The following is a 23,578-nucleotide window of genomic DNA, read 5'->3' as shown; positions in this document are numbered from 1 at the left end:
CGTCGCGCAGTTATAAACGCTAACGAAAGTTAGCGCTGTATGACCTGTTTGATAGTTTTGCCGTGAGTCACCCCTAGTTAAAGAAGCAAGTTCGTGTCACATGGCACAAAGGTTTTACAGAGTTTTTTTTGAGGTTTTCATGTCTAAAGTAACTGGTACCGTTAAGTGGTTTAATGCTGAAAAAGGGTATGGCTTTTTAACGCAGGACGACGGCGGTAAAGACGTATTTGTTCATTTTCGTGCGATCGTCTCTGATGGGTACAAAACCCTGGTAGAAGGTCAGAAAGTTCAATTTGAAGTTGAACAAGGACAAAAAGGTCTGCAGGCGGCTAACGTACAAGCCATCTAAATGATTTGTGAGGCCCCTGCTGAAAGGTAGGGGCCTTCTCTATTCAAAATCACTTTTCTGGTGATTTACTAGTAACCAATCACACTTGCGGTGAGCGGTACGCTTACGTCCGGCATGGCGAATGTGGCTAAAGAGCATACTGACCATGAAGCGCGTTTTACAATTTTTCCTGTTTCTTACCTGTTTTTTTCAGCTAACCCAGTCTTTGGCAAACGATGATCCCGTTGTATCTATCGCTTCTCATACGCTAACTGAAAGCGACTTTGAACCCACTCCCGAAGAGTTGAAAAATCTGCAGGATGATCCCATGGGCTCAGAGCGCCGTGAGATGCAAAATTTTTCGACTATTGTGGAGTTTGTTCAGCATCATTTCGTGCTCGACTTCGCCAAAGAAAATAACCTGACGGCGGCGCCTGAATTTGTCGCTTCGTTTAAAGCCGCTTTTGGCAATGAGTCGCTAAGCAGCGAAAAGCTCGACGAACTAGCCCACTTTGCCGCGCTGCAGTTTGCTGTGGATGCCTATTTGTACCAAACTTATGGTGGCCGTGTGGTGTTCGATCAGAGCCATCCTATGTTTCCGATTGAAGCTTATTTTAATGCCTACAAAGCTTACACGGAAAGCCAGCAACTGGTGTTTTACGATGACGAGCTAGCCAATATCTGGTGGCTTGGGTTTGTAAGGCCCAATGCCATTGAAATTGCTGCCGACGAGATTGATTTTAGCGTTCCATGGTGGCACTCACTCGGCTCGTAGCCCTATTCAAACAGAGCGGTTGAATAATACCGTTCAGCACCATCTGCGAGTATAGCGACAATAGTTTTGCCCTGAAATTCCGGCCGGCTGGCCAGTGCCAGAGCCGCCGTCACAGTGGCTCCCGATGATATGCCCGCAGCGATTCCTTCCTTACGGGCGAGTAATCTGGCCGTCTCTATAGCCTGTTGGCAATCAACGGTCAGCACTTCGTCAATCAGGCTGCGATCGAGTCCTTTAGGGATGTGTCCCGGATTAATCCCCTGAATAGCGTGTTCACCACCTTGCCCTTGACTTAATAACGGACAGGCACTCGGTTCCGCCGCAATAATGTTAACCGCGGGGTGGTGTGCTTTCAGGAAGCGGGCCATGCCGGTAAGGGTGCCCCCGGTGCCCATACAGGCGACGAGCGCATCGATGTGACCGCCGGTTTGCTGCCAAACCTCACTTGCCGTTGTGTGTTGGTGCGCGGCTGCGTTAGCCGGGTTTTCAAACTGATTCATCGACACTGCGCCGTCTATCTTGTGCAGCAGAGCTTCAGCATGAGCGATTGCGCCGGGCATGCCTTTGGCACGTTCAGTGGTTATCAGCTGGGCACCATAATGACGAATCATCAGCTGTCTTTCCTTCGACATATGCTCGGGCATCACAATAGTCACCGGTATACCATACACCGCACCCAGCCAGGCGCAGGCTACGCCGCTGTTACCGGAAGTGGCTTCAATAACATGCGTGATGTGACCATTATGCTGACGCAGTAAATCCTCAAGCATCGATAAAGCCGCTCGGTCTTTAATTGACCCCGCCGGATTAAAATACTCCAGTTTGAGCAGTACCCTGGCTTTCGTCGCCGGCGCGTCTGCCAGGCGGTTAAGCTGAACCATCGGCGTATTGCCGATGGTTTGAGTGATACAGTGATGAAAGGTTGCAGGCTGAGCAAAGACCGGGGCTGAATCAAACATATTAATGGCGACCTGGAGTAACAATAAGAGGCTAAAGTATGTTCTGAAAGCCATAGAATACGTTGCTAAAATTTTCGATAAATGCCATTTTAGTAGAATTATAAACCTCAAATTTATTGGTATTGTGAAAAATAATTCTATGGATGAGACGGATAAAAAAATTCTGGCGCTTTTGCAACGTGACTGTGAAATAGCCGTACAGGATATCGCCGAACAGGTTGGACTGACGACCACACCCTGTTGGCGACGTATTCAGCGTTTGCAGCAACAGGGGCCTATAACGCGTAAAGTGGCATTGTTGGATGCTCAGACTCTGGGATTAAAACTAACCGTGTTTGTACAGGTCAAGGCCGGTCGGCATGATGAGAAGTGGTTAACGGAATTTGCCCGGCATTGCAGCGCCTTTGATGAAGTTGTGGAGTTTTACCGAATGTCCGGTGAGTATGATTACTTACTCAAAGTCATGGTAGCCGATATGCAAAGCTTTGATCACTTTTATAAAAGGTTGATCAAAAACATGCCTATGGGCGATGTCACCTCAAGTTTTGCGATGGAACAAATAAAGTACACAACTTCGCTGCCTTTAAACGGGATTTAATCAGGCTACAGGCAGTAAAGTGTATAATGTTACCCACAAAAGCTAACAATAAAAGCTTATTAGAAAGCTACCCTACAAACACAATAAACAGGAGATGAGGATGTCGGTTAACCCTTATTGGCAGGATATGTTAATGCTGGATACTCAGCTGAGTGATGAGGAGCGTATGCTACGCGATGCAGCCCATCAGTTTTGTCAGGAAACCTTGCAGCCGGGGATTTTACAGGCTAACCGCCAGGGCCGTTTTGACCCGCAAATCATGCGTCAGTTTGGCGAGATGGGCTTATTGGGCGCCACTATAAAGGGTTATGGTTGTGCCGGTGTCAGCTATATTGGATACGGCTTAATAGCCCGTGAAGTTGAACGCGTGGACAGCAGTTACCGCAGCGCTATGAGCGTGCAATCGTCGTTGGTGATGCATCCTATTTATCAGTTTGGTAGCCAAGAGCAAAAGCAACAGTATCTGCCAAAGCTGGCCACTGGCGAGATGATAGGGTGTTTTGGTTTAACCGAACCTAACGCCGGCTCGGATCCGGCCAGCATGGAAACCCGGGCTGAACCGGTTGACGGCGGCTATCGTATAAGTGGCAGCAAGATGTGGATCACGAACTCACCCATTGCTGATATTTGTGTGGTGTGGGCGAAGAATAGCGCTATGGATAACGCGATTTGTGGTTTTATTCTGGAGCGGGGAATGCCGGGTCTGTCAACACCTGAAATTAGCGGCAAGTTGTCGCTTAAAGCTTCGATCACCGGCGAAATAGTCATGGATGAGGTATTTGTTCCTGAGCAAAATAGGCTACCCGGGGTAAGCGGTCTGAAAGGGCCTTTCAGCTGTTTGAATATGGCCCGTTATGGCATCGCCTGGGGAGCCATGGGGGCGGCAGAGTTTTGCTGGCATGCAGCACGACAATACGGGCTTGACCGAAAGCAGTTTGGCAAGCCGCTGGCGCAAACCCAGTTGTTTCAAACTAAACTGGCGGATATGCAAACGGAGATCACATTAGGTTTACAGGCGGCGTTTCGGGTAGGACAATTGATCGATGCAGGGCAGTTTGATCCGGCAATGATCTCCCTGATAAAGCGCAATAACTGCAGTAAAGCGCTGGAAATTGCCAGAAAATCACGGGATATGCACGGTGGTAATGGGATCTCTGACGAATACCACATTATGCGCCACATGCTGAATCTGGAAACAGTGAATACCTACGAAGGGACTTACGATATTCATGGCCTGATACTCGGCCGTGCGCAAACTGGCTTACAGTCATTTTTTTAACGTTGAAAGTAAATGGCAGTCAGCACGGTCTGTTAAAATGAACCAATCATAAAGGCAAGCACCATGTCACAAACGTACTCACAAGGTACAGTGCAACAAAGCGTATCAACCCGACTAAAACTTATTGCCGGCCCCGACACCAAAGGGACCTACGTGTTTGAAGACAGTCGCGGCGAGTACCGGTTGTTTATGGCTACCACTACTGCGCCCTTCAGCAGTGTGGAAGAAATCCTGCAAAATGGCGAGTGGGTGGGTCAGTGGCGTGGCTCGCAGTGGTAAACCTTCTTTCTAACTTTTTTGAAGTACTGCTTTCAAATTGCTAATCGATTGACAAATAGCTCCTTTTGCCGATACTGGCGTTTAAACTTCATAATAAAAAGGAATTCTTGTGAAGCAATTAGGGGCATTTATCCTGTCAGCGTATCTGGCCACAGCCAGTGTTGCTAATGCTATCTCGCTTACCAGCGAGCACGCAAACAGCGAAGAGAGTGCTTGCGGACAGCATCCTACCGAGTTACTTAATTCATTAGAGAGGCGGCAAACCGTTTTCCAGCAAATTACTCAGGGCATTCTGGTCAGAATGGATGGCAGGAGCTGGAGCAGGTTTGTTGATAAAGCCTTTGCCCACCAACCGTCATTTGAGCTTTCGCTGGCTGATGGCTCGTTTTTTATTAGTCCTGATCCAACCAGACAAACGCTAAGAGCGACCAGAATCTATGGGAAAGGAAATGCTATCACCTTTGAAGTCTCTGCTGCGGGCGGGTTTAATCCCTCGAGCCAAAATCCTGAATTAGATTTTAAGATACATCCCTTGCTTTCCAGCATTGATGGTGTTCAGTTTTCTCACCTGCTGGTAGCAAACAGAGTCAAGTCTCTTGACGACACATTGATGTCGAACTGCTGGCGGTCGTTCATTGAGACAAAAGGTGCCTTAGTGGCACCCCACCCATCCGATCCATCAGAAGGTGACGGGTCATTTACCGATCCGTTCAAAGGCCCGCACAGAACAGCGAAAACCGCAGGGTGGTGTGTGAATACTTATAAACTTTGTTTATCTTTAGATGATGTAAATTCAAATTCAACGTCTTTAGCTTGCGAGCCACCGTTTTATATTACTGCAAAGGCACAGTGTGGGAGCGACTTTTAAGTGCTTTGGTTTATCATTGACTATACTCATTTAGCAATGTAAAGAATATTCATCGCAACGAGTGGATAGAACTAGTCGATGTAGTACCGGTTTTTACCGGTTTGCTTGGCTTTATACATTAAAGAGTCTGCGTTTCTGTAAAGTTCATGCTCGTTCTCGATATTTTCTGCTAACGTCGTAAACACGCCAATACTGGCGGTAATCGTGATATTTGATTCTTCTAGTTGGTATTGGGTACCTCTGATTGCCTGAAGAAGACGATCACAAGCTTGTTCGGCCTGGTCTTTTTGATTGATAATGATAGAGAAAGCAAATTCCTCTCCGCCGTAGCGGCAGATAGCATCTTCATGTCGGAATAGGTCGCTGATGATCTCTGCCAACTCCTTTAATACTTTGTCTCCTGCACTATGTCCGAATGTATCGTTAATCGACTTGAAATTGTCGATATCTATCAGGCCAAGCGCTACCATTTCCTTGCGACGTTTTGCTGCAGCAATGAGCTTACTCAAATGTATGCTGAAAAAGCGTCGGTTTGGTATCTGGGTAAGTGGATCGAAGTAAGCCATACTCTCTAATTGGGTTTTCGCCTGCTGGTGTGATAGCGTTCTTTCCCGCACTCTTTTTTCTAAGTTGGCTTTTAAAGCTTTTAGATCGTTGTTTCTGTTGGCTAGCTGCTCCTGATGAAACTTAATTTGTGATATATCTCGTTCAATAGCTGCGAAATGGGTAACCTGGCCAGAGTTATTCTTTAAAGGGATAATGTTCATATCTATCCAGTACGGGCGGCCGGATTTATCATAATTCAGTAGAGTTTGACTGACGCACTGTTTGTTTTTGAGCGCTTGATGAATAGACTTTCTGGCTTCTTTATCAGTGAGTGAGCCTTGCAGTATACGTGGTGACTCGCCAATAACTTCATCTTTAGTGTAACCCGTAAGTTTTTCGAATGCCCGGTTTACGTATACTATCTTGGGGCCTTCCGGGTACTCGATATTGTCAGCTTCTGTGACAATTATAATGTCCTGAGCATTCTCCAGTATGTCCTCTGCTGAAAAGGGTTTTACCCGTTCGGTAATGTCCGAAAAGGTGACTACGATAAAGCAGTTCTTTGCCCCCACATGCCCTTCCATGTAAGCGTTCACCATAAACCAGGCAATGTCTTTACTGGTATGGTCAATTAAGCCAATCGTCTTGTTCTCGATCCGCTGTTTAGAATTTAGCACCTGGTTTACAGGGTATTTACTGAGCTCCAGTGGTAAGCCATTTTCATCAACAAAAGCCCACTGCGGATCATAAGAATCTTTGCCTATTAACTGATCGTAAGATAGATTAAGTAGTTGAATTGCAGCTGGGTTTGCATAAACAACAGACGTATCGGCGCGATGAATAATCACGCCGATATGAGCATGTTCCAGTATATTTTTTATGTTTAAGTTGTCGATATCTATTATTGCGCTGTTCATCACAATATCCCGAATAGTCATTAATTAAACTTTAGTTTAAATTTCGGAATTTGAGAGGATTTTATTATTGCAGCTATTTAGCGCTTAGCTAACAAAGCAAGGGGAGAGTCTTTCATCGTGGTATTAAGTTGTAGATTAGGTGCGATAATGACTCCAGGTTTACCAACGCTGCAGCATACGCTTGTAGATTTCGCGATCCAATAGAGTGGGGCGGGGCAGAACCGGTTGGTCGTTAAGCTTTGCCTGGGCATCAGGCCAGCTAGTGAATTGCTCACCATCGATTACAAACAAAGAGGCTTCACCCGGTTGGGTTTTATCCAGTGGCAGCACACCCTTTTGCGACATGGGCGGTACATCGTCATGGTGCATTTGCGCACTGGTTATCCAGTCTGCTGTGCCGTCACCATTGATATCCATGCTGGTCCAGCCAACTGCCATAGCTTGGTTAAACCGGCCATCACGCTGGATATCACGAATGTAACTGTCAAAGCTATCCAGCACTTGCTGAGCGTTGGGATAGTCTTTGCGCAGACTGAGCACCATCGCTGATGACACCAGTGGATTAGGCGAAACAAACAGCGGTTTTTCACCATCATTGGTGAGCATGCGGTTAAATTCAGTAAGCACCAGCCAATCTTCAAAAACATAGTCAGCCCGTTTTTCCGAAAGCTGACTGAACATGTCATAGAGAGTCGGGTTACGTACCCATGAGACGGCCTTTATATTACGCATAGCCGGTGTATTGGCAATTCGGTTGGTCGTTGCAACCCGGCTGTTACGGATATGAGAAAATTGGGTAACGTCGTCGAGTGGATATTTCCGACTGGCAACGTAGAGCAGTGCTGGCAGGTAGGCTTTGCTGTAGAGCAGGTTATTGCGACGTTCCTGCAAACCAAAATGGGCAAACTCACCGTCGTATTTACCTGTCAGCAGGCCACTGCCGGAAAAGGCGGGGCGATCGACGGCCAATTCAACGTTTACTCCCAGTTCGATAAATGCCTGCTCAACCAGTTGATTGAGCCTGGCATTTTCGGACCCTTCGCTAACCAGGGTGGGTAACGGATTAGCGACCAGCGTGATAGGGGATTGTGCCCCGGCAGAAAAGGTTAGCAACACTAACCCAACTGAAACGAGGCTTCTCACCACACCACTAATTTGCATACTTACTAAACCCCATTATTGATTACTCACCAAATGCACCTGCTGCACCAGGGAAAACGACCGGGCTTTCAAAGCCATCCTTACTGACACTGGCTACACCGAAGAAGTAATTATCAATCACTACGTTTTCTAAGGTGAATTCGGTCACATCGCCGACAAAACGGCTAAATTGCCACTGCGGGGCATCGGTGTACCGCCAGTATATTTTGTAACCGGCCAGGTGTGGGTTCTGGGTTTTATCCAATGCCTGCCAGCTCAAAGTGGTTGAAGGCTCTACTGCCCCTTTAATACTAACGTCAACAGGCGGGTTCGGTGCCCATGCCATGCTTGCCAGGCTGACAGCATTCAGTGCAGTGAGCTTAGCGGCATAATCAAAGTTTACGCCATCAATGGTATCGCCATAGGTAATGCCGTTTTCGGTACGTAGATCCTGATGCTGGCGCACGTAATTCTCGTTGGTTTCCATGATGCGTACACCGGGAAAGCCAAGATCGTTAAAGGGTCGGTGATGACCCCCGCGCCCGAATCTGTCGAGACGGTATACCACCATGGTATCCAGGTTAGGAATGTAGCGATCAGCGACTAAATCAATGTAGCGGGCCAGGTTTCGACTCGGCGAGTCCACCTCACCGCCGGTGAAACGGCGTATAGTACCTTCGCGGTCAGTTTCTGTCTGACGCGTGCCTTCGGCAAAAATACGTGCCGTGGTGTTGTTAATAACCCCGTTGATCCCTTCGATGTTGCCAATCATGTCGTTATTCAGCACGGCCTTTAAACGCCAGCCATCTTTAACCGCTTGCTCGGCCAGAATTTTACCGCCAAACAACCCCTGTTCTTCGCCAGACAGGGCGGCATAAACAATGCTGCCATTAAAACGATACTGACTGAGCACCCGGGCGGCTTCCAGTGTACCGGCAACCCCTGAAGCATTGTCGTTGGCACCAGGCGAATCTGAGGTAGCATCCATCACATCAGACACCCGGGAATCTATATCACCCGACATTAATACATATCGGCCAGGATCGCTCACGCCGCGCTGTACTGCGATAACGCTGACCACTTCAACCGGATCGGGAATTCGTTTTTCACCACTGATGGTGGCTGAGCTGTAATACACCTCCAGGCAGTTGCCACAGGCGGCAGAGATGCGTTCAAACTCGGCTTTTATCCAGCGTCGCGCGGCTCCGATGCCACGAGTATCCGATTCTGTTTCAGACAGGGTGTGGCGGGTACCGAAACCCACAAGCTTTTCAATATCCTGCTCGATTCGCTCGGCAGAAATAGTGGCTGCAATGTCGTGTAACTGGGGTTGATCAACATACTCAAGCTGAGCGGCCTGCAATGACATGCAGCCGCTTAGCGCCAGTAAGGTAAGTGGACGTATTATTTTCATTATAACCACCGTTAGTGCGTAAATTTAAATAAAGGCGTAGGCGTCGCCAAACAGATTTTCTTTGCTCAGACCGCGTTCGAAGAAGTCGTCGCGTGCCACTTTAGCCATGTCGAAACGGCCGGCAATATAGACCTGGACGCCTGATAGGTCTGCGTAATCTGCGAGCACCGCATGGTGGACCCAGCCTTTGCGGCCTTCCCAGTCATCTCCGGCGTTTTCGACCACCGGAATATAAGTCATGTGAGGGTGATGCGCTGCCAGCGAAATCAGTTCTTTATGATAATACAGGTCTTCCAGGTGCTTACCGCCCCAGTACAGCGTGATTTCGCGGTTTGGATTGACCTTCAGTGATTGCATCAAAATGGAATAGGTGTACGAAAAGCCGGTCCCACCTGCCACCAGGATCATTGGCGTATCACCATCCTGCAAGGTTGCCTGACCATGGCCGCCAGAGATAAATATGGCTTTTTCCTGACGCATACGCTCAAGCACTTCACCGGCATAACTGTTGCCGGGCTCTGCACCAATGTGCAATTCCAGGCGATTGTTATCGTGCGCCGCGTTGGCGATAGAAAAAGGCCGTTTATCATCTTCAGCCATGTGTACTAAAACGTACTGGCCTGATTGAAAGTCGAGAGAAACATCGGGGGTCAGGTCGACCCGATAAACCGTCTTGGTCAGTGGTGCTATACCTTCAACCTGGCATCTAATTTGTGACATGTATACAGAATCTCTTAATGTTTGTAGGTTTACTTTATTGTCCGGAATTTGCGCCGTTCATGATACCGAGTTCATCCCAGATTGCATCCACCCGGTCTTTTACCGCTTGCTCCATTACGATGGGTTCACCCCATTCGCGGTCGGTCTCGCCGGGCATTTTATTGGTGGCATCCAAGCCCATTTTTGACCCCAGTCCTGATACCGGCGAGGCGAAATCAAGATAGTCGATGGGCGTGTTTTCTATCATTACTGTATCACGGGCGGGATCCATTCGGGTAGTGATCGCCCAAATCACATCCTGCCAGTCGCGAGCGTTGACGTCGTCATCGCAGACCACCACAAATTTTGTGTACATAAACTGACGTAAAAACGACCAAACGCCCATCATTACGCGTTTAGCGTGTCCGGGATATTGTTTTTTCATAGTGACCACCGCCATGCGATAGGAGCAGCCTTCGGGGGGCAGATAAAAATCTACAATCTCCGGAAATTGTTTTTGCAAAATGGGCACAAAAACTTCATTCAGCGCCACGCCCAGTACCGCAGGTTCATCCGGTGGCCGGCCGGTATACGTGGAATGATAAATCGGCTCTTTGCGATGGGTGATGTGAGTCACCGTAAAGACCGGGAATTCATCAACCTCATTATAGTAACCCGTGTGGTCGCCATAAGGGCCTTCCGGCGCCGTTTCGTCCTGGGCTATATAGCCTTCCAACACGAATTCTGTACTGGCCGGTACCTGCAGATCATTACTGATTGATTTTACCACTTCGGTTTTATCGCCCCGCAACAGCCCGGCGAAAGCATATTCAGACAGGGTATCCGGCACTGGGGTTACTGCCCCCAAAATGGTTGCCGGATCCGCGCCTAAAGCAACGGAAACCGGATAGGGTTCGCCCGGGTGCGTTTGACACCATTCACGAAAATCCAGCGCCCCGCCACGGTGCGACAACCAGCGCATAATCAGCTTGTTCTTACCCAGTACCTGTTGGCGATAAATGCCCAGGTTTTGACGCTTCTTGTGCGGGCCTCTGGTAACAGTCAGGCCCCAGGTAATCAAAGGCGCAGCATCGCCCGGCCAGCAGTGCTGCACCGGCAGGCGTGTGAGATCTACCTCATCGCCGCTTAAGATGATTTCCTGGCAGGGGGCTTTGCGGACTTCTTTCGCCGGCATATTGAGTACTTGCTTGAAGACCGGTAGCTTTTCCCAGAGATCTTTAAGCCCTTTAGGCGGTTCGGGTTCTTTCAGGTAAGCCAGTAACTTGCCGACTTCGCGCAACGCCGAAACGGAGCTTTGTCCCATGCCTAAGGCAACACGTTCGGGGGTTCCAAACAGATTCATTAATACCGGGATATCAAAATCAACCGGATTTTCAAATAACAGGGCGGGCCCGCCGGCGCGTAGGGTGCGGTCGGCAATTTCTGTCATTTCCAGTTTCGTACTGACTGGCTTTGTGATGCGGACCAAATCGCCGTTTTTTTCTAACTGACTGATAAAGTCGCGTAAATCTTTATATTTCATACCGCGTGGCTACCCCAACAGCGTGCTATGGGTTATTTGATACCCAACAAAACAGGATTATTATCAGAAGTATACCATTAAAGAGACTGAGCCGATCACTCCTGGACGTGGATTCAACGCATTCTGGCAGGCACAGTCACGACCCGGTTGCGTTTTGGTGCATAAGGGTATTATATAAACACTGAATGGATGGTTCTAAAAACCGGTCGGTGAGCGCTAAATATCATCATGACTTGTTGGCTAAACAAGCGCATACTGGCTATATAAATAAAAGAGAATAGTTGCCTGGAGTCCCTATGGCTTTTTCACATGACGTCATCGAAGAGCTAAACCTGTTATTAAAATTTCCTGCTGAAAGCCTGATGCAGGGGTTAAAAATTCATCACGATGCGACGCAGTCCATTGTTGAAGCTGCCGCAAGGTTGTATTCCAAAGGGTTGATAACCCAGGTAGACGGAGGATACCTCACCGACCTGGGGATTGATGTGGTAGAGCATACCCGTCGTATCAACAGCGCCATGAACATTAAATTTAATTAGGTTTTCGCCCCACTGGCCGATAAAACGCCTAGAGGCGGAGAGTTAGCTGGAAGAATGTGATATGCAAATCAAAGGTGGTTTTTTACTGTTACTGTCGGTCCTGTGGTTGAATGGCGGCCAGACCACACAGGCGCAGGAGATAAAAGCGGTACAGCTTTATACTCAGGACGAGTTGATCAATATGATCAATCGTAATGAGCATCTCGACAGAGTCGTGATGGATCGATGCCAGTTAAATCAGGACATTGAAGCCAGAGCGGAAGTCTTAAAAGTACCAGCCTATCAGTTTTTATGGGGCGATATGCTTGCCTGGGGAGTCTGCGTTGATGCCGACCCGGAACGGGGCATCGATTTTATGCGTCAGGCGGCAGACCAGGGAATGCCTGCGGCTCTTGAGCAATTAGGCCGTTATTACAGCAAGGGCACGCTGGTGCAGCAAGATCGCAAACGTGCCGTTATATTTCTACGTGAAGCCTCGGCGCTGGGGAATCTTAAAGCCCAGATGCAACTGGCCAGACTGTTTATCGACGGTTATGGCTCTCCCTATGATTATCAGGATGCTTACCAGTGGTTGTATAACGCGGTAACCGCCGATAAACAAACCCACCAAACCATCGCGAACTACCTTGAACAGCTCGAGAAACTCATGCATCCAAGGGCTGTCAGAGCTGCGCGGAAGCCGTTGGACTCTTAAGCACGAGGCGGCAAACTGCCTTGCAGAAGAAATTACTTCAGCCCCTTCTATATCCTGTATACTTTTGTAAAATCATAGGATTAGCTGATATTTGCAGCAAGGGATGAGGCAATGCAGGTACAACAACAAGAAATCGACGCCGTTGAAGCGAAACTTGACGGACAAAATGGTTTTAAAGCGGCGCTGGCGACTGTTTTTTGGTCTGTCCCCTTGCTGGTGTTGTGGTATTGGTTATATCTGTTTGACGATCGCTTTGCACCCGTCATGCTTGCCCTCAGCGGGGCGATGGTCGGTATTGTGGTGCGTCTGTATGGCCGCGGTTATTTACTTTCCTTTGCTATCATCGCTTTCCTGGCGCACCTGTTGGTGGTTATTGCGGCCTTTATGTTTGGCCTGAGCCTTGGCGAGGGGCAGTCAGTGCGGGCATTTATTCTGGTTGGTTTGTATGGCATAGGGGCCTGGTCGGCGGCATATTTGGGCCGGGTCACCATTCCATTTGAGCAGCACAGAGTGTTTTATCTGCTCACCGAACAAGCCTCACATAAAAGCAGTCAGCGGCTGAAGAACCGATGGTTTTTGATTGTCCCTGTAGCGGTTCTTGGCGGCTGCCTGAGCCTGTCTGCAACCTTATTCGGGTTAACTGGTTTTGAGATGTTCAGAGCATCACAGTCTCACCACGAGAACCGCATGGCAGAGCGCGAAGCTTATGAAGCCCGCGCCATAGACGTTTCCTCTCCCTACCTTAACACCCTGTCGACAGAAGACGCCCTGCGCCATGCTTTTGCTTTTTTTTCCGGGCATCTGCCAAATAAAAGTGGTAACCGCTACACCCGTTACCCTAAGTCTGACTACAAGGCAAAGCGCGTGCTGTCTTACCTCAGCGAAGAGCGCGGTAACGTAAGAGCGAAGTTTATTCTGGGCCGGCTTACCTATAACGAAAATGGCTTATCCCTGATTCAGCAAGCCGCCAACGAAGGCGATATCTATGCAAAGATTCACGTGGCGACTGAGTTTGGTTGTTATGGCGAGCCTGATAAAGCCACACAACTACTTAATATGCTGGCGAAGACTACTGATGAGAAGCGCGCACTGGAGGAGATTTATTCTATTTTAAGTGTCAGCTTTGAGCAGATTTGCGCCGAGTACCGGACTCCGGATTTTGCGCAGATGTACATTCGTTAATACTGGTGAAAGTCAGCAGGCAGGGGCCGCAGCCCCTGGTTGAGAGGGGTTAGTCTACAAAGCGCTCAGTGTGACGGGTATACACTGTATAGTTTTCGTTGGTGATGTTACTCACATAGTGCCATTGGGTGGTTACCATGGAGAGGGTAAATGACATGGTCATGTAGCCGCGTTCGTGCAGGTTGCAATAGCTGAGATCATCAATCAGCAAGGGCAGTGCTTCTGCCAGTCGTCTGGCCTGACTATCATCCATCCCGACATAGTCTTCCATACCCGGCGAGGACACGCTGGGTGTCGCATATTCCATCGCCAGTGTTTCACCGCTGTTATCGGTAAGTGTATTAACCCAGCCATTGTGGGTGTCACCGGCAATCACCAGTAACGATTTCCCCGCTTCGGAAAACAGTTTCAGCACCTTTTCACGTTCTGCAGCATAGCCATCCCAGGCATCCAGGTTATAGGGGAGCCTGGTACTCAGACGGGCCTGTTCTTTGGCGGTTAGTGGTGCACCAGCCTGTTGTTTTTTTAGCAGACCAATCAGCCCTTCAATCGTACTGGCAATGGCCTCGCGCTGGCTGGTTAATACTTCCGCCGGATAGTGCATTTTGCCCATCAGAATCTGCTGGCCCAGTACCTGCCAGCGGGCGCTACTGTGGCTCACTTCCTGACTAAGCCAATTAAACTGATCTTCACCCAGTAGGGTACGACCCGGATCGTTGATCGCCCGCATGAACGCTGCCGCATCAAACTGGCCATTGGCGCGCTTAAAATCGGCCATGTCCAGTTGCTGTTGTCGGCCAATCAGCCGTGTGTCCAGCATAAACAGGTTAACCAGGTTGCCGAACTCAAAAGCGCGGTATATCTGAGGGCTTTCGTTCCCCATTGGCGGCCGAATGGGGAGCCACTCATAATAGGCCTGAACCGCCGCGGCGCGTCGCGCATAAAAATCGCCTTCGTCAGCCGAGTGATTTTGAGCGCCCGACATGTAGGTGTCGTTGGCAATCTCATGGTCATCCCAAATGGCAATAAACGGCTTACGCTGATGGAGCAATTGCAGGCCGTTGTCCTGCCGGTAAGTGGCATAACGCAGGCGGTAGTCGTTCAGGGTTAGCAATTCACCTTCGTTGCCGGGCAGAAAGTTGCGGCCTAATGATTCAGCGTTAGCCGTGGCATAACCACCCTTAGGGTATTCGTAAATGTAGTCACCGAGATGCAAAACCACATCAATTTCACTGTCCTGTGCCGCCGCGTCATAGGCATTAAAATAACCGGCCGGATAGTTAGCGCAGGAGAATACTGCAAATTTAAGCTTATCAATCACGCCAGTGGCTATTGTGCGGGTGGTGCCGGTGGCGGAGCGGTTTTCGCTGGTGAAAAAACGGTAATAGAAGGTTCTGCCTGCAGGTAGGTCCTGCACGTCAATCTTAACGGTAAAGTCGTTGCTGCGCGCTGTTTGGGCCACGCCGTCCCGCAGCGGCGAGGCAAAATCAGGCGTCATGGCTATTTGCCAGCGAACATATCCGCTGCTTTCATTGTCGGCCGGGACCGCTCTGGTCCACAATATAATCGCGCTGGTGGTTGGATCGCCACTGGCAACCCCATGAGTAAACTCAACCGCTGGGAAATAGGCTTCGGTTTTTGGCGCAGAAGCGCAGCCGGTTAATTGAGTCGACAGCGTAAGACTGCCGCCGAATAAAGAAGAAAGTTTGATAAATCGTCGTCTGTCCATGGCGCTTCGTGAACTGTGTAAAAAGAATGCTCACTGTAGCGTAACTCACGCAGCTTGCCTACCTTCTGTCAGCGGCCTTAATGCTTTGCAATTCAGGACGAGCTGAACGATAGTTAAGGTTACTTGTTCGCTTAACTATGAGGCATCACATGGAACTCGGCGCATTTTCAGTCAGTTTAGCAGTTAAAGATATTCATACCTCCAAAGCATTCTACGAGAAGCTTGGGTTCACCGAGTCTGGTGGCGACATTAAGCAAAATTGGCTGATTATGAAAAATGGCAGCAATGTGATTGGCTTATTTCAGGGCATGTTTGAGGGCAATATACTGACCTTTAACCCCGGTTGGGATCAGGACTGCAATACGCTGGAATCGTTTACGCCGGTACAGCATATTGAATCGGCACTGGCCAATGCCGGTGTTACTCTGACCAAGAAAACAGAACCCGGTTCATCGGGACCTGAGAGTATTGCCCTGATTGACCCCGACGGTAACGCCATTTTAATCGATCAGCATGTGTAACTTGCAGTAAACAAAACGGCATATCAGGCCAGTAGCATCGCTGACATATTTGTTTACAATCCTGTTAAACCGGTGACTGGCGACTTGTAGCGCTTTTCTTTATGGTGTGCTGCGTGGAAATTTGTTCCGACTGTCACATTGTTATGGGCCGGGTCGGTTTGGAAGTTTTCAACTCACTATATTAACGCTGCATAAGGTAACATTTTAATGAAAAAGCTTTTGATTGCAGGGGTAGTTTCCGCTGCTCTGCTTGGCGGATGTGCCACAGAAAAAGCTCAGGCGCCGGCCAGCCCGGTAGCTACGCCAGAGAGCGTAATGGTATCGCCTAACGACGACAGACAGTACGATACTTTTACTTTGCCCAACCAATTAGAAGTGATGCTGGTTTCTGACCCGGCAGCCGAAAAATCGGCCGCTTCACTGAGTGTAAGTGTAGGCTTACTGCACGACCCAATGTCACAACAGGGAATGGCTCACTACTTAGAGCATATGCTGTTTTTAGGCACGGAGCGTTACCCGGATACCAAGGGGTATACCGAGTTTATGACCGCCAACGGCGGCCAGCACAACGCTTATACGTGGCTGGATATCACCAACTACATGTTTAAAATCAATAACGATGCCTATGGCGAAGCCCTGGATCGTTTCTCTGATTTCTTCAAAGCGCCTAAACTGTATCCCGAATATACCGACAAAGAGAAAAATGCGGTGAATGCTGAGTGGTCCATGCGTCGCGAGATGGACTACTTTGGCCAGTTCAAGCTGGCGCGTAGCATGATGGGTGAGCACCCGGCTAACCGCTTCCTGATTGGTAACCTGGAAACCCTGGGTGATAAAGAAGGCAGCAAACTGCACACCGAAACGGTGAACTTCTACGAACGTTACTACTCAGCCAACATTATGAAGCTGGCTATGATCAGTAATCGTCCGCTGGACGAAATGAAAGCGCTGGCTGAAGCGTATTTTGGCAATATTGAAAATAAAGATATCGAAAACCCAACGGTAGACGACCAACTGGACTTTTCTAAAGTCGGTGGCAAGCGAATTCACTACGTGCCAAACGAAGATGTGAAAAAGCTGAATATTGATTTTACTATCAGTGATAACAGCGATGAGTTTGCCACTAAGCCTAATCAGTTTTTAACCTACCTGATTGGCTCAGAGATGCCAGGCACGCCGGCTTATCAGTTAAAAGCCATGGGGCTGATTTCAAACTTGTCAGCGTCTGCGTCGCCTGCCATGTACGGCAATTACGGTTCGTTTAGCATCAATATCGACCTGACCGATGCCGGGTTGCAAAATCGCGAAGCCATCGTGGCGGTGGTGATGCAATATATCGACCTGATTCGTGAACAAGGTGTTGATGCGAAATATTTCAGCGAAATTCAGACCAGTCTGAATAACCGCTTCCGTTTCCTGCAGAAAACCGATGAGTTTGGTTATGTGTCGAACCTGGCTGCAGCAATGCAGGAAGTGCCGGCTAAGTTTGCAGTATCCTCACCGTTCTATTACGAGTCCTTTGATGCTGAGGCTATCAAAGACGTATTGGCGCAGTTAACGCCTGAGCGGGTTAAAATCTGGTACATCAGCAAAAATGAGCCAGCAGACAGTCAGCTGCACTTCTATGATGGTAAATACCAGGTGGATTCAATCAGTGCAGAAGAAATTGCCAGTTGGCAACAACCTGCACAAATCGCGCTGAATTTACCGGCCGTCAATACGCTGTTACCAGAACAATTTGCCCTTAAACCGCAAACACCGCAGGAAAAACCTGAACTGGTGATTGACGAAACCGGCGTTAAGGTGTGGTCGTTCCCGAGCCAGGCATTTACCGAGCAGCCACGCGGTGAAATGACCGTGTACATCAATTCAGGTGTGCCGGAGTCTGATGCGAAGGCAACCGTAATGACCGCTCTTTGGCAAGACCTGTACAGCCTGCAACAAAGTGCGCTAATGACCGAGGCAAGCATTGCCGGCATGTCTCTGCGCTTTAACGACGGTAATGGTATTAGTCTGGCCATCGGTGGTTTTACCGACAAACAGCCAGAATTACTGACCAAAGCCCTCGATGCACTGGTCGTGGACGTTAATGAGCAAAACTTTGCCCAGGCGGTCGACCGTTACGTACGTGGTTTGCAAAATGCGGGTAAAAAATTCCCTTTCTATCAGGCTTTTGATGCTTACAACGACCTGATCCGAGAAGGTAATTTTAATACCGATGCCCTCATTAGCGCGGCGCAGTCACTCACGGCAACTGATATGCAGGACTTTATGCAAGCGTTGCTTAGTAAAAATCAACTGCGTATTTTCGCTTTTGGTAACTACGACAAAGCGGATCTGACTAACGCGGTAACGCGGGTGAAGGCAGCCTTGCCTGAAAACCGCACCAGCGTGGCTTACGATATGCGTGAATTCTGGCAGCCTCAGGTGGGTCAAAAACTGGTCTGGCAGCAGGATTTGACCGTTGCCGACGTGTCGGTCATCGACGTGATGGTGCACCCTAAGCCAGGGTTTGATACCCGGGCTGCAGGCACCGTACTGCGTGGTCATTTCAGTAATGTTGCGTTTGACAAGCTGCGTACCGAAGAACAACTGGCCTACGCAGTAGGTGGTATGGCAACCAGCATTGGTGACTACACTGGTTTTGCAATGTTTATTCAGACACCGGTAAAAGATGTAGCCGCTATGCAGGCGCGTTTTGATGCCTTTAAAACTCAGTATAAAGAAGCGCTGGATGCTTTAACGGAAGAAGAGTTTGTTAAGTTGAAGACCAGTGTTTTAGTCTCACTGAACGAAGCTCCAAAAAATATGCGTGACGAAGTGGTACCGTTTATTTCAGACTGGTACCGTGAGAAATACGACTTCAACAGCAAGCAAAAACTGATTGATGCCGTTGAAAAAGTCACTCTGGATGACGTTAAAGCGTTTTATCAACAAACGATGCTGAATGATAACGCCGCACGGGTATCTGTGCAGTTACGTGGTACCAGCTTTGTTGAGCAACCTTTTGCTGAGATCGACAGCGCAACACAGGTTAACGACCTGGCTGATTTTCATCAGTCGATGAAAAAGCAGTAAGCAAACCGCTGCTTAATTAAACCAACGAAAACGGTGGCTCAGGCCACCGTTTTTTTATGTCAGTGACCGGTATATACTGACCGCACTACAATTCTTATACTCAATTGAGTATTTAATGAGCCAGATTAGTATTATACTGGCAGCAATACATCAAACCACAGAGTTTATATGACAGATGATCCGCACTACGAGCGGGAAAAAGCCAAGTACGACAATCCGGTAGCCAGTCGCGAATATTTACTGGAAACCCTCAAAGAGCATGGCAAACCCATGACCTTTATGGACATTTGCCAAAGCGTAAATGCCCAGGACGAAGACAGCCGGATTGGCATTCAACGACGCCTGCGCGCCATGGAGCGTGAGGGGCAAATTCAATTTACCAAACAAAAACGGTATGCCGTTCTGCAACAGGAACAGCTTATCCGTGGGCGCATTATAGGGCACCGTGACGGCTACGGCTTCCTGCGTCCGGATGACAATTCCGGCGATTTGTTTATCAGTGCCGGACAAATGCAAATGTTTATGCACGACGACAGGGTGGAAGCCCGGGAAAGCGGCACTGATCGCCGTGGCCGTCGCGAAGCATACATTAATCAGGTCATCGAGCCGCGTAAGGAACCCATAGTCGGCCGGTATTTTACCGAGCAGGGCATGGGCGTTGTTATTCCCGACGACAGCCGCATTAATTACGAAATTATTATCCCTCCAGAACATTCACACGGCGCCCGACAAGGCAATGTCGTGGTGGTTGAAATAACCCAGCGCCCTCGTCGGCGGGTGAGTCCGGTAGGCCGAATTATCGAAGTGCTCGGTGAACATATGGCACCGGGAATGGAAATCGAAATGGCGCTGCGTACTTTTGATATTCCACATCAGTGGCCGAAAGGGGTAACGCGCCAAATCGAGGGGCTGACCGACAGTGTGAAGGAAGAGGATAAAACGGGGCGGGTCGACCTGCGTCAGTTGCCTCTGGTCACGATTGACGGCGAAGACGCCAGAGACTTTGACGATGCGGTATTTTGTGAACCGCTCGACACGGGTGGCTGGCAGTTGTGGGTAGCCATTGCCGATGTCAGTCAGTATGTGACACCCGGCAGTGCGCTGGATGCCGAAGCATTAGAACGTGGTAACTCCGTCTACTTCCCTGAGCAGGTAATTCCCATGCTGCCGGAAGTGTTGTCTAACGGCTTATGTTCACTGAACCCGGAAGTCGATCGCTTATGTATGGTTTGCGAAATGACCATCAGCCCGACGGGTAAACTGGAAAAATACCAGTTTTACGAAGCGGTGATGAATTCCCATGCCCGTTTTACCTACAGTAAAGTGTGGCAAATCTTAAGCGGTAACAAAGAGCTTCATCAGCGTTATGAAGAATTTGTGCCTCACCTGCGCCATTTACACGACTTGTACCGCGCGCTGAAAAAAGCCCGCGCACAACGCGGTGCCATTGAGTTTGAAACGCAGGAAAGTAAATTTGTCTTCAATGCCCAGCGTAAGATTGAAAACATCGTGCCCATAGAGCGTAACGATGCTCACAAGCTGATTGAAGAATGCATGATCATGGCCAACGTGAGTGCAGCGCTGTACATCGAGGCTAATAAAGCCCATTCGCTGTTTCGGGTCCATGATAAACCCGATGCGGACAGACTGACCGCGTTTACGTCTTACCTCGGTGAAGTGGGGATCCCTCACAGCATTGTGGAAGGCGCGTCGCCGGCAGACTTTACTGCGGTGGTCAGCAAAACCCAGGGCCGCCCGGATCAGGAACTGATCCAGACCATGTTGTTACGCTCCATGAAACAGGCCATTTACGATGGCGATAACATTGGCCACTTTGGCCTGGCGCTGGAGGCTTACGCCCATTTCACTTCGCCGATTCGCCGTTACCCGGATCTGGTGGTGCACCGTACCCTCAAATCGATCCTGAAAAAGCAAGGTCAGACGGTACATGGTGCCAAGTCTTACAGTGCCGAGGAAGTCGAGCAATTAGGCGAACAGTGCTCCATGACTGAGCGCCGGGCCGACGATGCCACCCGTGACGTCAGTGACTGGCTGAAATGCGAATTTATGCAGGACCACGTTGGCGAAACCTTTGAGGGCGTGGTGAGTTCAGTCACCGGATTTGGCATTTTTGTGCGCATTACGGAATACCATATTGATGGTCTGGTTCACATTACCTCGCTGGACGATGACTATTATCGCTATGATGACGTTAAACAAACACTCAGCGGCGACAGTGGTGCTCGTCAGTACCGGTTGGGCGATCAACTGGAGGTAAAAGTGGCGGCAGTGAACCTGGATGAACGTAAAATTGACCTGGTGCTCGACAACAAGTGGTTACGTTCAACCGGCGGCAAAAAGGTGAAGGTTGAAACTAAGCGCAGTGGTGACGAAAGCCCGGCAAGTCGCCAACGCCGCAATGGTAAAAGCGCGGATAAAAGCGGTGCTAAAAACACCGGTAAAACACGACGCAAGCCGACAGGAAAGGCCGGTGGTACAGCAAATAAGCGCGGCAGCACCAAGAAGGGCAAGCCGGCAAAAGGTAAGAAAGGTTAATGGCACAGCAAGAATGGTTATACGGCCTGCACGCCATGCAGGCGGTAATTGAAAACGAACCCGAGCGATTGATTGAAATCTGGGTGTTGAAAGGGCGTGATGATGAGCGGTTGATTAACATTGTTAATCAGGCCCGCCGTTTTGGCGTAGCGGTGCAGTTTTGCAACCGTAAAGTGCTCGACGACAAAGTGAAAGGTGAACAACATCAGGGCATTGTTGCTCGCGCTAAACCGGCGAAAGTGCTGGATGAAAGCGATTTGGACCGGTTACTGGAATCTACCCCTGCGCCTTTATTGCTGGTGCTGGATGGCGTAACGGATCCACATAACATCGGCGCCTGCCTGCGTACCGCCGATGCGGCCGGTGCCCATGCGCTGATAGTGCCTAAAGACAAGTCAGGTGGTTTAACCGGTACAGCCCGGAAAGTCGCCTGTGGGGCGGCCGAAGTGGTGCCGTTTATTCAGGTAACGAACCTGTCACGAACCCTAAAACAACTGCAGGATAAAGGCGTGTGGATAATTGGCACCGCCGGCGAAGCCGAACAGCTGATTTATGACTGTAAACTCAGTGGCCCCATGGCGCTGGTGATGGGGGCCGAGGGCAAAGGTATGCGCCGTTTAACCCGTGAAACCTGTGACGAATTAGTCAAATTGCCCATGGCGGGGAGTGTATCCAGTTTAAACGTATCGGTGGCTACCGGGATCTGTTTATACGAGATTGTCCGCCAACGCGGCCTTTAAGGTAGTAGCCGATGCAGGATCTGGCCCAGCTCGAACGTTGGATGACCGCTATTTCTGAGCCTCACATTGTGCTGGGTTATGGCAGTCTGATGAACGGTGATTCCCGGAGTCGTCACTCCGGCATTCCCCACGACGGCGTTGAAGTCGAGGTCTATGGTTTTGAGCGCGGCTGGATAACCCGCTCTGAGCCTGAACGGCAAACTTATGTAGGGGCTTATCAAAAAAGTAACGGTTGGTTGAATGCCCAACTGGTTCCCACCCACCTGGATCCTGCGCTGCAAAAACGCGAGCAGGATTACCGTTTTACAGCGGTGACTATTGACCAGTTAAATTTTGAGTTAAGTGACGATTTAACAGAACGGTTGATTGAGTGGTTAAAACAGCGGGATATCTGGATTTGTGAGTCGCTGAAAATTGAACCCTCCGAGCCGGACTACCCGGTGCACCAAAGTTACATTGATACCTGTCTGGCCGGTTGCCTGGAATTAGGCGGCGAGGCCGCTGCCAGGCGCTTTATTGCCTCAACGAATGGTTGGGAGCACGATCGGGTTAACGATCGAACTGCGCCCAGATATCCGCGGGCAGCCAGGGTTAACCCGGAAGACTTCGTGGTGATAGACCAGTTGTTGAGTGAACGTTAATGGGATTTGACTCAACCGGTCTTGAGTCTGAGCGTCTGAAATTACGACGCCTGTACCGCGATGATGTGGATTTTATTCTGGCGGTCACCAACGACGAACAATGGCTGACCTACATCGGCGATCGTGGGATCCACGACAACGGACAGGCCAGTCAGTATATTTCAGTGACCAGCGATAGCTTTGCGGCCAAGGGTTATGGCTTATGGTTGGTCGAAGCAAAACAGGCCGATGGCGATCCGCGGATGGGATTGTGTGGCTTTATTCGCCGCCCTTTTCTTAGTTGCCCTGATCTGGGCTATGCCTTCCTGCCCCGTGGCCGCGGCCAGGGCTACGCTGCAGAAGCGGTTAATCTGGTCCTGGCCTGGGCGGCGGACCAGAGTCATGAACGTCAGGTTAGCGCTATCTGCCGGCCAGACAACAGCGCTTCCCTGGCAGTCTTACAGCGAGCCGGTTTCCAGCGTATAGGGAAACTGTTTCAGCCAGAGCAACTTCCCCACGATTTCTTCTTACGTCCCTTGTAAGGTGCGAAGCCAGACACAACCTGCAGCACCAT

The 23,578-nt window shown here is 49.5% G+C and carries 22 protein-coding genes; 15 read left to right on the top strand and 7 right to left on the bottom strand.

Annotated features, from left to right (window positions below; all coding sequences use genetic code 11):
* Positions 1 to 139 precede the first annotated feature (139 nt).
* Complete coding sequence (cspE, locus tag AC27IB_RS13775; RefSeq protein ID WP_296043460.1) at positions 140 to 349, top strand: transcription antiterminator/RNA stability regulator CspE; 210 nt, start codon at positions 140 to 142, stop codon at positions 347 to 349.
* A 145-nt stretch (positions 350 to 494) separates the two neighbouring features.
* Entirely contained in the window at positions 495 to 1,103 is a 609-nt protein-coding gene (locus AC27IB_RS13770) for a hypothetical protein (RefSeq protein WP_487121593.1), read from the top strand.
* Between the two features lie 2 nt (positions 1,104 to 1,105).
* Here AC27IB_RS13770 and cysK read toward each other — a convergent pair whose 3' ends face one another.
* Positions 1,106 to 2,062, bottom strand: coding sequence for a cysteine synthase A (gene cysK, locus AC27IB_RS13765; protein ID WP_487121591.1), 957 nt, complete (start codon positions 2,060 to 2,062; stop codon positions 1,106 to 1,108).
* Between the two features lie 139 nt (positions 2,063 to 2,201).
* Here cysK and AC27IB_RS13760 point away from each other — a divergent pair, with 139 nt between their 5' ends.
* The 4 genes from AC27IB_RS13760 (at position 2,202) to AC27IB_RS13745 (ending at position 5,086) form a co-directional block, all read left to right on the top strand.
* On the top strand, positions 2,202 to 2,660 hold the full coding sequence (locus AC27IB_RS13760) for an Lrp/AsnC family transcriptional regulator (protein ID WP_487121660.1): 459 nt from the start codon (positions 2,202 to 2,204) through the stop codon (positions 2,658 to 2,660).
* 100 nt (positions 2,661 to 2,760) lie between these two features.
* The gene (locus AC27IB_RS13755) at positions 2,761 to 3,939 is read left to right on the top strand and encodes an acyl-CoA dehydrogenase (RefSeq protein ID WP_487121589.1); all 1,179 of its coding nucleotides are present in this window, start codon (positions 2,761 to 2,763) and stop codon (positions 3,937 to 3,939) included.
* Between the two features lie 63 nt (positions 3,940 to 4,002).
* Complete coding sequence (locus tag AC27IB_RS13750; RefSeq protein ID WP_296043475.1) at positions 4,003 to 4,218, top strand: hypothetical protein; 216 nt, start codon at positions 4,003 to 4,005, stop codon at positions 4,216 to 4,218.
* A gap of 109 nt (positions 4,219 to 4,327) precedes the next feature.
* Positions 4,328 to 5,086 carry a hypothetical protein gene (locus AC27IB_RS13745; protein WP_487121587.1) on the top strand — a complete coding sequence of 253 codons (759 nt, stop codon included), beginning with the start codon at positions 4,328 to 4,330 and terminating at the stop codon, positions 5,084 to 5,086.
* Between the two features lie 71 nt (positions 5,087 to 5,157).
* On the opposite strand, the gene AC27IB_RS13740 is transcribed toward AC27IB_RS13745, so the two are convergent.
* The 5 genes from AC27IB_RS13740 to ubiD all read right to left on the bottom strand — a co-directional run bounded on the left by AC27IB_RS13740 (position 5,158) and on the right by ubiD (position 11,345).
* On the bottom strand, positions 5,158 to 6,570 hold the full coding sequence (locus AC27IB_RS13740; protein ID WP_296043480.1) for a diguanylate cyclase: 1,413 nt from the start codon (positions 6,568 to 6,570) through the stop codon (positions 5,158 to 5,160).
* Positions 6,571 to 6,708: 138 nt separating this feature from the next.
* The gene (locus AC27IB_RS13735; RefSeq protein ID WP_296043482.1) at positions 6,709 to 7,710 is read right to left on the bottom strand and encodes a substrate-binding periplasmic protein; all 1,002 of its coding nucleotides are present in this window, start codon (positions 7,708 to 7,710) and stop codon (positions 6,709 to 6,711) included.
* A gap of 22 nt (positions 7,711 to 7,732) precedes the next feature.
* Positions 7,733 to 9,058 carry a M28 family metallopeptidase gene (locus tag AC27IB_RS13730; RefSeq protein ID WP_487121658.1) on the bottom strand — a complete coding sequence of 442 codons (1,326 nt, stop codon included), beginning with the start codon at positions 9,056 to 9,058 and terminating at the stop codon, positions 7,733 to 7,735.
* Between the two features lie 69 nt (positions 9,059 to 9,127).
* Positions 9,128 to 9,823: an NAD(P)H-flavin reductase gene (gene fre, locus AC27IB_RS13725; protein WP_296043485.1), complete on the bottom strand. Its 696-nt coding sequence runs from the start codon at positions 9,821 to 9,823 to the stop codon at positions 9,128 to 9,130.
* 34 nt (positions 9,824 to 9,857) lie between these two features.
* The gene (gene ubiD, locus AC27IB_RS13720) at positions 9,858 to 11,345 is read right to left on the bottom strand and encodes a 4-hydroxy-3-polyprenylbenzoate decarboxylase (RefSeq protein WP_487121584.1); all 1,488 of its coding nucleotides are present in this window, start codon (positions 11,343 to 11,345) and stop codon (positions 9,858 to 9,860) included.
* A gap of 296 nt (positions 11,346 to 11,641) precedes the next feature.
* On the opposite strand from ubiD, the gene AC27IB_RS13715 reads away from it, so the two are divergent.
* The 3 genes from AC27IB_RS13715 (at position 11,642) to AC27IB_RS13705 (ending at position 13,760) form a co-directional block, all read left to right on the top strand.
* Positions 11,642 to 11,884, top strand: a complete 243-nt coding sequence (locus tag AC27IB_RS13715; protein WP_105932794.1) for a TIGR02647 family protein — start codon at positions 11,642 to 11,644, stop codon at positions 11,882 to 11,884.
* Between the two features lie 61 nt (positions 11,885 to 11,945).
* Positions 11,946 to 12,578 (top strand): tetratricopeptide repeat protein, encoded by a 633-nt coding sequence (locus tag AC27IB_RS13710; RefSeq protein ID WP_296043494.1) that lies wholly within the window; start codon positions 11,946 to 11,948, stop codon positions 12,576 to 12,578.
* 111 nt (positions 12,579 to 12,689) lie between these two features.
* Entirely contained in the window at positions 12,690 to 13,760 is a 1,071-nt protein-coding gene (locus AC27IB_RS13705; RefSeq protein WP_487121582.1) for a hypothetical protein, read from the top strand.
* 49 nt (positions 13,761 to 13,809) lie between these two features.
* On the opposite strand, the gene AC27IB_RS13700 is transcribed toward AC27IB_RS13705, so the two are convergent.
* Positions 13,810 to 15,489, bottom strand: coding sequence for an alkaline phosphatase D family protein (locus tag AC27IB_RS13700; RefSeq protein ID WP_487121580.1), 1,680 nt, complete (start codon positions 15,487 to 15,489; stop codon positions 13,810 to 13,812).
* A 149-nt stretch (positions 15,490 to 15,638) separates the two neighbouring features.
* Here AC27IB_RS13700 and AC27IB_RS13695 point away from each other — a divergent pair, with 149 nt between their 5' ends.
* From AC27IB_RS13695 to AC27IB_RS13670, 6 genes are all read left to right on the top strand, one after another.
* Positions 15,639 to 16,010 carry a VOC family protein gene (locus AC27IB_RS13695; protein WP_487121578.1) on the top strand — a complete coding sequence of 124 codons (372 nt, stop codon included), beginning with the start codon at positions 15,639 to 15,641 and terminating at the stop codon, positions 16,008 to 16,010.
* Positions 16,011 to 16,217: 207 nt separating this feature from the next.
* Positions 16,218 to 19,088 (top strand): insulinase family protein, encoded by a 2,871-nt coding sequence (locus AC27IB_RS13690; RefSeq protein WP_487121576.1) that lies wholly within the window; start codon positions 16,218 to 16,220, stop codon positions 19,086 to 19,088.
* A gap of 168 nt (positions 19,089 to 19,256) precedes the next feature.
* Entirely contained in the window at positions 19,257 to 21,644 is a 2,388-nt protein-coding gene (gene rnr / locus AC27IB_RS13685; RefSeq protein WP_487121574.1) for a ribonuclease R, read from the top strand.
* Positions 21,644 to 22,384, top strand: coding sequence for a 23S rRNA (guanosine(2251)-2'-O)-methyltransferase RlmB (gene rlmB / locus AC27IB_RS13680; RefSeq protein WP_487121572.1), 741 nt, complete (start codon positions 21,644 to 21,646; stop codon positions 22,382 to 22,384). Before rnr ends, rlmB begins: the two co-directional genes overlap by 1 nt.
* Before the next feature lie 11 nt (positions 22,385 to 22,395).
* The gene (locus AC27IB_RS13675) at positions 22,396 to 23,025 is read left to right on the top strand and encodes a gamma-glutamylcyclotransferase (protein WP_296045567.1); all 630 of its coding nucleotides are present in this window, start codon (positions 22,396 to 22,398) and stop codon (positions 23,023 to 23,025) included.
* A complete protein-coding gene (locus AC27IB_RS13670; RefSeq protein ID WP_296045570.1) occupies positions 23,025 to 23,546 on the top strand; it encodes a GNAT family N-acetyltransferase in 522 nt (173 codons plus the stop codon). Before AC27IB_RS13675 ends, AC27IB_RS13670 begins: the two co-directional genes overlap by 1 nt.
* The last annotated feature ends 32 nt before the right edge of the window (positions 23,547 to 23,578 follow it).

The sequence above is a fragment of the Alteromonas sp. 4NH20-0104 genome (assembly GCF_057547795.1).
Note: the sequence above shows the minus strand (reverse complement) of the source record. Positions and strands in the feature narration are given on the sequence as shown.

Coding starts and splice junctions, on each gene's coding strand:
- AC27IB_RS13705 (WP_487121582.1), top strand. CDS start 12,690: ATGCAGGTACAACAACAAGAAATCGACGCCGTTGAAGCGAAACTTGAC.
- AC27IB_RS13735 (WP_296043482.1), bottom strand. CDS start 7,710: ATGCAAATTAGTGGTGTGGTGAGAAGCCTCGTTTCAGTTGGGTTAGTG.
- AC27IB_RS13740 (WP_296043480.1), bottom strand. CDS start 6,570: ATGACTATTCGGGATATTGTGATGAACAGCGCAATAATAGATATCGAC.
- rlmB (WP_487121572.1), top strand. CDS start 21,644: ATGGCACAGCAAGAATGGTTATACGGCCTGCACGCCATGCAGGCGGTA.
- fre (WP_296043485.1), bottom strand. CDS start 9,823: ATGTCACAAATTAGATGCCAGGTTGAAGGTATAGCACCACTGACCAAG.
- AC27IB_RS13670 (WP_296045570.1), top strand. CDS start 23,025: ATGGGATTTGACTCAACCGGTCTTGAGTCTGAGCGTCTGAAATTACGA.
- cysK (WP_487121591.1), bottom strand. CDS start 2,062: ATGTTTGATTCAGCCCCGGTCTTTGCTCAGCCTGCAACCTTTCATCAC.
- AC27IB_RS13710 (WP_296043494.1), top strand. CDS start 11,946: ATGCAAATCAAAGGTGGTTTTTTACTGTTACTGTCGGTCCTGTGGTTG.
- AC27IB_RS13755 (WP_487121589.1), top strand. CDS start 2,761: ATGTCGGTTAACCCTTATTGGCAGGATATGTTAATGCTGGATACTCAG.
- AC27IB_RS13770 (WP_487121593.1), top strand. CDS start 495: ATGAAGCGCGTTTTACAATTTTTCCTGTTTCTTACCTGTTTTTTTCAG.
- AC27IB_RS13690 (WP_487121576.1), top strand. CDS start 16,218: ATGAAAAAGCTTTTGATTGCAGGGGTAGTTTCCGCTGCTCTGCTTGGC.
- AC27IB_RS13700 (WP_487121580.1), bottom strand. CDS start 15,489: ATGGACAGACGACGATTTATCAAACTTTCTTCTTTATTCGGCGGCAGT.
- AC27IB_RS13730 (WP_487121658.1), bottom strand. CDS start 9,058: ATGTCATTGCAGGCCGCTCAGCTTGAGTATGTTGATCAACCCCAGTTA.
- AC27IB_RS13715 (WP_105932794.1), top strand. CDS start 11,642: ATGGCTTTTTCACATGACGTCATCGAAGAGCTAAACCTGTTATTAAAA.
- AC27IB_RS13760 (WP_487121660.1), top strand. CDS start 2,202: ATGGATGAGACGGATAAAAAAATTCTGGCGCTTTTGCAACGTGACTGT.
- AC27IB_RS13695 (WP_487121578.1), top strand. CDS start 15,639: ATGGAACTCGGCGCATTTTCAGTCAGTTTAGCAGTTAAAGATATTCAT.
- rnr (WP_487121574.1), top strand. CDS start 19,257: ATGACAGATGATCCGCACTACGAGCGGGAAAAAGCCAAGTACGACAAT.
- cspE (WP_296043460.1), top strand. CDS start 140: ATGTCTAAAGTAACTGGTACCGTTAAGTGGTTTAATGCTGAAAAAGGG.
- AC27IB_RS13750 (WP_296043475.1), top strand. CDS start 4,003: ATGTCACAAACGTACTCACAAGGTACAGTGCAACAAAGCGTATCAACC.
- ubiD (WP_487121584.1), bottom strand. CDS start 11,345: ATGAAATATAAAGATTTACGCGACTTTATCAGTCAGTTAGAAAAAAAC.
- AC27IB_RS13675 (WP_296045567.1), top strand. CDS start 22,396: ATGCAGGATCTGGCCCAGCTCGAACGTTGGATGACCGCTATTTCTGAG.